Origin of the sequence: Streptomyces sp. NPDC102467 (genome assembly GCF_044765445.1) — a bacterium.
GTDB lineage: Bacteria > Actinomycetota > Actinomycetes > Streptomycetales > Streptomycetaceae > Streptomyces.
The window spans coordinates 1-1,589 of record NZ_JBIWKA010000066.1; the positions used below are offsets into that span (position 1 = coordinate 1).

The window sequence follows — 1,589 nt, forward strand, 5'->3', positions numbered from 1 at the left end:
GCACCCCGGCCCACTCACCCTGCATACCCACCAGACTGGCCCCGGACCGCATGATCCAGGGCCAGAACAGCCGAACATTTTCAGTGATCTTCTAGGTCGACGCGTAGTCCCTCCTCCTGCATCCGATGCAGGCCGTTGCGCACGTTGGCCACAGGATCGCCGGTCGTGACCATGAGGCGTCCCCGCGCATCCAGGGTGTCTCCATCGAAGGGGAAGTAAATTTCCGCGTCACGGCCGAAGTCGTGGCCTTCCTCGACCGCCGACAGCCATGGGTACCGAGACTTCAGCAGGGCACAGGCGCACTGCTCAAACTTTCCCGGATGCACAACTTCACCGAGAGCTTGCCGTACACGTGCTGGAAGATTCACAAATCCATATTCTAGGCATAGTGGACTTTCCAAGACGCCCGCAGCAAGGCCGACTCCAGAAGTAGCACTCAGACAGGTCAGAGCGTCAGCGCTGACGGGCGTGGAACCTACATCTCGCTTACGTACGACGGAAGTTGGTGGTGAGTCTCAGCTTGATGGTGAGCTGGCGTCTCATCTGGCGAGCCCCGGCGGTGGCGCAACTGCCTGCGTTATTGGGCGTAGCCGGAGCGTTCCCTGCTCTCGGCTGCAAGGAACCGTCTGCTGTGTCCATCACCGCACGAGACTAAGGATCCCATCCGAACTGTGGCCGTCTGCGCGTTCACCGCCTCCATCCATGGACGTCATGGCCAGCCCGAAGATCATCTTCTTCATATCGCCGACTGTGATGCCGAGTTGATCGGCCACGTCACTGGGGCGGATGCCCTTAGACGCCATTTCACTTGGCCAGTCTGCGGTGGCATATGAGCGTTGCGGCGATGGCAGTGAAGGCGAGGAAGTGTTCCGGCTTGCGTTCGTACTGAACTTGATCGGGTGATGTCGGGCTGTTGGCCAGACAGCGTGAAGGTGACCTCGGTAGTCCTCGTTCGGTGAGATATGCGCAGGGCGGCGGCTTGACCGACGTCGAGAGAGCCGCGCGGGAGCGGGTCCGGCGCCAGGCCGCGACGTGCTTCGAGGCTGGCGGGAAGAACCGGGAGATCGCTGCCATGCTGCGGGTCTCGGAACGGTCGGTGGAACGTTGGCGACGCCAGTGGCGCGAGGGCGGCCACGCCGGAGTGGCCTCCAAGGGGTCACCTGGTCGACCCCGACTGTCTGACGCGCAGATGGACAGGTTGGAGCGGGAGTTGGAGCGCGGCCCGCTGGCACACGGGTGGGCCGACCAGCGGTGGACGCTGGCCCGCGTGAAGGCGGTGATCGGCCGGTTGTTCCACGTCTCGTACACCGTGGAGGGCACGTGGCGACTGCTGCGGCGCTATGGCTGGTCCTGGCAACAGCCGACCCGGCGTGCGATCGAGCGTGACGACGACGCAGTGGAGTTGTGGAAACGAGAGGTGTGGCCGCGGGTAAGAGCACCGCGGCGGCGAACAGCGGGTGGGTGGTCTTCGAAGACGAAGCCGGCCAGTCGATGGGCTCAGTCAAGATTTCCGTGACGGAGTGACGTTACGTGACGATAGTCAAGCAAGGAGGACTCGCTTGCGGAGCAGATGGAGTCCGGCTCGTCCG

At 63.3% G+C, this 1,589-nt stretch carries 2 protein-coding genes; one reads left to right on the forward strand and one right to left on the reverse strand.

Annotated elements, in window-relative coordinates:
- Positions 1–80: 80 nt before the first annotated feature.
- Entirely contained in the window at positions 81–368 is a 288-nt protein-coding gene (locus ACIREE_RS42630) for a hypothetical protein (RefSeq protein WP_404164981.1), read from the reverse strand.
- A gap of 587 nt (positions 369–955) precedes the next feature.
- On the opposite strand from ACIREE_RS42630, the gene ACIREE_RS42635 reads away from it, so the two are divergent.
- On the forward strand, positions 956–1,516 hold the full coding sequence (locus ACIREE_RS42635; protein WP_404164982.1) for a winged helix-turn-helix domain-containing protein: 561 nt from the start codon (positions 956–958) through the stop codon (positions 1,514–1,516).
- The last annotated feature ends 73 nt before the right edge of the window (positions 1,517–1,589 follow it).